Below are 6,400 nucleotides of genomic sequence, written 5' to 3'. Positions count from 1 at the left end.
ATGCCGGTGAAGATCATCCGGATGACGTCGAAGAAGCCGCCGAGCGTGGTGGTCACGAAGTCGACGACGTGGTCGGCCCACTCGCCGAGCGGGAGGCGGAAGCCGTTCACGCGGGCACCTCCTCACCGCGGGAGGACGGTTCGTCCCCGGCGGTCTCGCTGAGCGCGAGGGTCATCGCGTCGACGGACACGGTCGCCGGCGGCTCCACGATGACCGGGATCTCCATCGTGTCGCTGGAGACGTTGCCGAGCGCGGCCAACAGGGTGACGCGCGGGATGACGCCGAGCAGGCGGGTCTTGTCGTCGACGACGGCGAGCGGGAGGTCGCTGCCGACGGACGGCTCGACCAGCTCGCTCAGGACCTCGTCCCGGTCGACGGAGGCGATGTCCTCGCGGATGACCTCGCGCAGGTCGCTGCGGCCCTCGCGCACCTGGCGCATCACGTCGCGGTCGCGCACGGCGCCGAGCAGCGTGCGCCCCTGGCCGACGACGAACGCGGCGGAGGTCTGGAGGTCGCGCATCGTGCGCATCGCGGCGCGCGGGCCGCCCGCGACGGTGACCAGCGCGCGGGCCGGCTCCATCACGCTCGCCGCGGTGAGCACGCGGGCGCGGTCGACGTCCTGCACGAAGCTGGCGACGTAGTCGTTGGCGGGATCGGTGAGGATCTCCTCCGGTGTGCCCGTCTGCACGATGCGGCCGTCGCGCATCACGGCGATGCGGTCGCCGAGGAACATGGCCTCGTTGAGGTCGTGCGTGATGAACACGATGGTCTTGCCGAGCGTGCCCTGCAGCTCGAGCAACTGCTCCTGCATCTCGCGGCGGATCAGCGGGTCGAGGGCGGAGAACGCCTCGTCCATCAGGAGCACGTCGGTGTCGGCGGCGAGCGCGCGGCCGAGGCCGACGCGCTGCTGCATGCCGCCGGAGAGCTCGCTCGGAAGCTTGTCGCCCCAGCCGCCCAGACCGACGAGCTCGAGGACCTCCTCGGCGCGGGCGCGGCGCTCGGCGCTCGGGGTGCCGCGCACCTCCAGGCCGTAAGCGATGTTGTCGAGCACCGTGCGGTGCGGGAGCAGGGCGAAGTGCTGGAAGACCATCGAGATGTGGCGCTGGCGCACCTCCCGCAGCCGCTTGCCGGTCAGACCGGTGATGGTGGTGCCCATCACGTCGACCTCGCCGGCGGTCGGCTCCAGGAGGCCGTTCAGCAGGCGGATCAGGGTCGACTTGCCGGAGCCGGACAGCCCCATGACGACGAAGATCTCGCCGCGGTTGACCGTCAGTCCTGCGTCGATCACGGCCGCGGTCCCCTGGCCGGAGACCTCCTGCCGGGTCGCGCCCTCCCGGAGACGGCGGACCGCATCCTGGGGCTTGCGCCCGAATACCTTGTAGATGTTCCTCGCCTCGACGGCGACAGACTCGCTCACTTGCTCTCCGCAGGCACGCATCGCACGGGCACGATGTCGGCCGGTGGTTGCGCCCGGGTGGTGGGCGTGCTGCGGTAACCGGGCGACTCGAGCGCGGACCCTCCGCGCGAATCACCACCGCCGGCGCGACCATCGGGGTGCGCCCACGCCCAGCCGACCGTACGCCCCGGGCGGGCCGCATATACGGTCCCGCGCCCGGGTCGCGGGCTGGGTTCACGGCCCCGTTCCGTGCTGTCGGAGCACACCGGGGCGCTTTCGACCGTATCAGCGGTCGCGGGTCGGATGCCAAATCGCTTCCTCGGCCGATGCGTGATACGGGCCGCATACGGCAGAGTGGGTGCCATGGCCGACACCTCCGGAGACCACAGCTGGCAGCGCGTCCCGATCGAGCCCCAGAGCGTGGACGCCCCGCTCTCGCGGGCGGCGGTCTTCCTCGTCGTGACGGTGGGCGATTCGCCCGAGGCCGTCGCCACGGTGAAGGACGTGCTGGGCGACCTCGCGGGGCTGGTGAAGACGGTCGGGTTCCGCGACCTGAACGCGCACCTGTCGTGCAACGTCGCGATCGGCGCGGACGTCTGGCCGCGGCTCACCGACGTCGCGCCGCCGCGCGAGCTGCACGCGTTCCGGGAGTTCCGCGGGGTGCACACCGCGGTGGCGACGCCGGGCGACCTCCTCTTCCACATCCGGGCCGAGCGCGGCGACTTCACGTTCGAGTTCGAGCGGCTGCTGCTGTCGGCGCTCGGCGACGCCGTAACCGTGGTGGACGAGGTGACCGGCTTCCGCTACTTCGACTCGCGCGACCTGCTGGGCTTCGTGGACGGCACCGCGAATCCCACCGGTTCCGAGATGGACGCCTCGGCCATCGTCGGCGACGAGGATCCCGTGCACGCCGGCGGCAGCTACGTCGTCGTGCAGAAGTACCTGCACGACCTCGGCGCCTGGAACGCGCTCGGCACCTCGGAGCAGGAGGCCGTGATCGGCCGCACGAAGAGCGACAACGTCGAGCTCGACGATGTGACCGACGGGCGCAAGGCGCACAAGACCCTCGCGACCATCATCCGCGAGGACGGCGTCGAGCACGACATCCTGCGCGACAACATGCCGTTCGGGCGCCCGGGCCAGGCGGAGTTCGGCACCTACTTCATCGGCTACTCCCGGGCGCTCTGGGTGATCGAGCGGATGCTGGAGCGGATGTTCGTCGGCGACCCGGCCGGCTCCTACGACCGCATCCTGGACTTCTCGACCGCCGTGACCGGTACGACCTTCTTCGCGCCGACCCGCGGCTTCCTGGAGGCCTTGGCCGACTGACCCACCGCGATCCCGGCGAGCACGATCGCGAGGCCGAGCAGCTGCCGCCCGGTGAGGGTCTCCCCCGCGATCAGCGCGCCGAGCAGCACGCCCGTGACCGGGTTCAGGAGGCCGATCAGCCCCACCGTCGCCGGGCCGAGGTGGCGCAGTCCGCCGAACCAGGCGAGGAACGCGACCGCGGTCGCGATCACCGTCACGTACGCGAAGCCCGCGATCGCCGGGCCGTCGAGCGCAGGAGGAGCGCCCTCGAACACCAGCGCGAGCGGGAGCATCAGGAGGCCGCCCGCGATCAGCTGCCGGGACGTCGCGGAGAACACATCCACCTCCCCCTCCCACCGCGTCGCGAGCACATAGCCCACGGACGAGAGCAGCATGGCCGCGACCGCGGCGATCACGCCGAGCGGATCGACGGCGTGCGCCGCGCCCAGCAGCATCACGGCGACGCCGATCGCACCGGCGACGCCTCCCGCCAGCGCGAGGAGCCGCGGGCGCTGGCCCAGCACTAGCCACGCCAGTCCCATCATCGCGAGCGGCGACGCGGCCATGACCGTGGAGGCCACGCCCGACGGCAGCAGGCGGGCCACGGCGTAGACGAGGGCGAAGAACCCGCCGGAGGTGAGGATGCCGAGCACGGCGGACCTCCACCACCACGCCCCGCGCGGGAGGCGGCGCTTGACGAGCAACAGGAGGAGTCCGGCGGGCAGCGCGCGCAGCACCGCACCCCAGAGCGGCTCCCCCGGCAGGACGGTGCGCGTCACGACGTACGTGGAGCCCCACGCGATCGGGGCGATGGCGGTGAGGGCGACCCAGCCCCATTTAGCTTCCATGGAAGCTACTTTAGCTTCCTCGGAAGGTATTGTGGACGTCATGGAGCAGGCAGTCCCGGAGCGCCCCGATCACGTCGCGCGGATCCAGCAGGAATGGCGCCGCGAACGTCCCGACCTCGACGTCTCGCCGCAGGGCGTCATCGGGCGCCTGCACCGGGTCGCCGCCCGGCTGACGGAGGAGCTCTCCACCGTCTACGCCGAGCACGGCCTCGGCGAAGGCGACTTCGATGTGCTCGCCGCCCTCCGCCGCGCGGGTGAGCCCTTCGAGCGGACCCCCGGCGAACTCGCCGAGCACACCATGGTCACGACCGGAGGCATGAGCAAGCGCCTCGACCGGCTCGAGCACGCCGGGCTGGTGACGCGGCGCGCCGCGGAGGGCGACGGCCGCGGGAGGGTCGTCGCACTGACCCCGCGCGGCCGCACCACGATCGACACCGCCTTCGCGGCACACATGGCGAACGAGCGGCGCCTCCTGGACGAGCTGGCGCCCGGCGACGCCGCTGTGCTCGAACGCATCCTGACCCGCTGGCTCGGGGCGCTGGAGGGGTGAGTGGGGTGTGGTGGGAGCGGGTGCGGCGCACACTCGCTCGCGAAGGGCGAATAGTTGCGGCTAACGGACCGCAATACCCGCAACAACTCGCACCTCGCGCAGCGCGTGTGGATGCCCCTCCGCGAGAGGTGAGTAGTTGCGGGTAAGAGGCGACCACCACCCGCAACTACTCACACCTCGCGAGGCGCGGCGCGCGTGAGGCGCGAAGGGTGACTAGTTGCTGTTAAGCGAGCCGCAACTCCCGCAACAGGTCGGACCTCGCGCCGCGGAATGTGGAGGGGGTTCCGCGAGAGGTGAGTTGTTGCGGGTAAAGAGGGCGCGATACCCGCGACTTGTCACACCTCGCGAGGGGCGGCGTGTGTGAGGCGCGAAGGGTGAGTAGTTGCGGCCAGCGAGCCGCAATATCCGCCATAGGGCGCACCTCGCGAAGCGGGGTGTGGAGGGGGTGCCGCGAGGGGTGAGTTGTTGCGGGTGGGAGGGGGGTGGCACCCGCAACTACTCACGTCTCGCGAGGGGCGCAGCGGGCGCGGCGGCGCGCGCGGTCAGTGCGTCGAGGACGGCATGGGCGACGCGGTCGTTTTCGCGGAAGGAGAGGGCGTTCGTGTGCGGGCGGGAGAACGCGCCGGCGAAGGGGGCGGTCGTGAAGGGGCCGATCGCCCAGCGTGCGGGGTGGAGGGAACCGTCCGGGCGCAGGAGCCGGGAGTCGTCGGGTGAGACGCGCACCTGGCCGTGGCGGACCGAGCCGGCTCCGGAGGTGACGAGGTCGAGGAGGGCGGGCTCGTCGCTCGTGTCGGCGGTGGCGGCGGGCAGCCACGCGTCGATGAGGGCGGTGACCTCCGTCTCGCCGGGGACGCTCGCGCTCCCGACCCGGAACACCCCGGCGTCCTCGTCGGCGGTCACGCGGATCCCGGCGCCGGCGAAGCGGACGATGCCGGCCTCCGACAGCGCGATGAGCTCCTCCAGCCGATGCCCGGGCGGCCCGGAGGCGACGTAGCTGAAGTAGCCGGGCCACCATCCCACGACGTCGCGACGGCGCGACTCCTCGGTCCAGAGCTCGCCTGCGAGGTGCGGGGCGATCGCGAACAGGGCGTGCAGGAGGGCGGTGAACAGGCCGAGGGTGGCGCTGCGGTCCGGGTCGGTGCGGTGGTGCAGATCGGTGCGGAGGTGGGTGCGGACCCAGTCCTGCAGGGCGTCGGCGTCGTCGAACCGGGCGCCGTCGAGAGGCCGGTCGAAGGCGTCGAGGTGGAGGGCGTCGTCGGGATGCCGCAGCGCGCGGGAGACGAGCGCGCGGTAGTCGTCCCCGTCCGGTCCGACCCGGTCGAGCTCGGCGACGAACTCCGGCCAGGGGATGCGGACGCGCTCGGGATGACCGGTGAACAGCTCGCGGTAGTAGCCGTTCACGAGCTCGCGGGCGACGAGCGGCCAGACGTCGCCGCGGAAGTCGAGCCGCTCCGGGGAGGCGGCCAGCGCGGCCACGACGTCGGGCGTCAGGTGGCGGAGCGCGGGAGGCTCCCCGACCAGCTGCGACGAGATCTTCGACCGGTACGGGACGCCGCGGCGCGAGCCGATCAGGAGGCGCGGCTCCAGGCCGCTCGGGATGTACCGCAGCCCGGTGCCCAGGCCCCCATCGTCCGCCACGAAGCGCCCGCCCCGCCCCTCCGTCAGCAGCACGATCAGGTCCACCGCGGCCAGGCCGAAGCCGCGCACCGCGACCGTGCGACCCGGTCCGAACGCGTCGAGGTCGGCGTCGGCGGTGAAGGCGGGGGCGAGGTAGTCGAGGCCGTGGCGGGAGGCGAAGGAGGCGAACCGCGCCGACTCCCCCACCGGGTCGCTTCCCGCGTGGCCCAGCGCGTAGACGACCGCGTCGACCGCGAGGCCGCCGCCGCCCGCGAGGTGCACGGTCTGCGGACCGTCTGTACCCTCGACCGCACGCACACGCTCGCGGTGGAGGACGAGGGTGACGCCATCGTCGAGGGAGTCGATCGCCCGGCGCAGGAACCAGTCCAAGTAATGGCTCTGCAGCCGCCGCGTCGGGAAGTCGCCGCGTCGCAGACCGCGGAGCTCGGCCGCCACGAGCGGGTCGTCGATGCGCACGTCGTCGAGGGAGCCGCCCCGCACGGCCTCCACCCACTCCAGCAGCGACGGGCCGGGACGCACGGGGCCGTCGATGGTGCACGAGTCGTCGGTGAACATCGTGACGTCCTCGACCATCGAGTTCAGCTTGAGCAACGGCGACTGGTCGCGCCGCCAGATCCGGCCGGCGCCGGGCGGGAACGGGTCGATCAGGTGCACGGTCAC

5 protein-coding genes are annotated in these 6,400 nt (G+C 72.3%); 2 read left to right on the top strand and 3 right to left on the bottom strand.

Translation table 11 applies throughout. From position 1 onward, the window contains the following. Nucleotides 1-106: 106 nt before the first annotated feature. Nucleotides 107-1,438, bottom strand: a complete 1,332-nt coding sequence (locus BGO91_RS00325; RefSeq protein WP_290470901.1) for a glycine betaine/L-proline ABC transporter ATP-binding protein — start codon at nt 1,436-1,438, stop codon at nt 107-109. Between the two features lie 321 nt (nt 1,439-1,759). On the opposite strand from BGO91_RS00325, the gene BGO91_RS00320 reads away from it, so the two are divergent. Then, complete coding sequence (locus tag BGO91_RS00320) at nt 1,760-2,725, top strand: Dyp-type peroxidase (protein WP_290470900.1); 966 nt, start codon at nt 1,760-1,762, stop codon at nt 2,723-2,725. Here the strand turns inward: BGO91_RS00320 and BGO91_RS00315 are convergent. Next, nucleotides 2,635-3,552 (bottom strand): EamA family transporter, encoded by a 918-nt coding sequence (locus BGO91_RS00315; RefSeq protein ID WP_290470899.1) that lies wholly within the window; start codon nt 3,550-3,552, stop codon nt 2,635-2,637. The two genes, BGO91_RS00320 and BGO91_RS00315, sit on opposite strands and share 91 nt — an antisense overlap. A gap of 40 nt (nt 3,553-3,592) precedes the next feature. Between BGO91_RS00315 and BGO91_RS00310 the strand changes: the two genes are divergently transcribed. Beyond that, the gene (locus tag BGO91_RS00310; protein WP_290470898.1) at nt 3,593-4,102 is read left to right on the top strand and encodes a MarR family transcriptional regulator; all 510 of its coding nucleotides are present in this window, start codon (nt 3,593-3,595) and stop codon (nt 4,100-4,102) included. 495 nt (nt 4,103-4,597) lie between these two features. On the opposite strand, the gene BGO91_RS00305 is transcribed toward BGO91_RS00310, so the two are convergent. Then, nucleotides 4,598-6,400 (bottom strand): FAD/NAD(P)-binding protein (locus BGO91_RS00305; protein WP_290470897.1); only part of this gene is annotated, 1,803 nt, incomplete at its 5' end.

Origin of the sequence: Leifsonia sp. 71-9 (assembly GCF_001898805.1) — a bacterium.
Classification (GTDB): domain Bacteria; phylum Actinomycetota; class Actinomycetes; order Actinomycetales; family Microbacteriaceae; genus Leifsonia.
This window is presented reverse-complemented; position numbering and strand designations above follow the sequence as displayed.

What these genes read in the sequence shown, in the direction of transcription:
- BGO91_RS00325 (WP_290470901.1), bottom strand. Translation starts at nt 1,438, where the DNA reads ATGCGTGCCTGCGGAGAGCAAGTGAGCGAGTCTGTCGCCGTCGAGGCG.
- BGO91_RS00320 (WP_290470900.1), top strand. Translation starts at nt 1,760, where the DNA reads ATGGCCGACACCTCCGGAGACCACAGCTGGCAGCGCGTCCCGATCGAG.
- BGO91_RS00315 (WP_290470899.1), bottom strand. Translation starts at nt 3,552, where the DNA reads ATGGAAGCTAAATGGGGCTGGGTCGCCCTCACCGCCATCGCCCCGATC.
- BGO91_RS00310 (WP_290470898.1), top strand. Translation starts at nt 3,593, where the DNA reads ATGGAGCAGGCAGTCCCGGAGCGCCCCGATCACGTCGCGCGGATCCAG.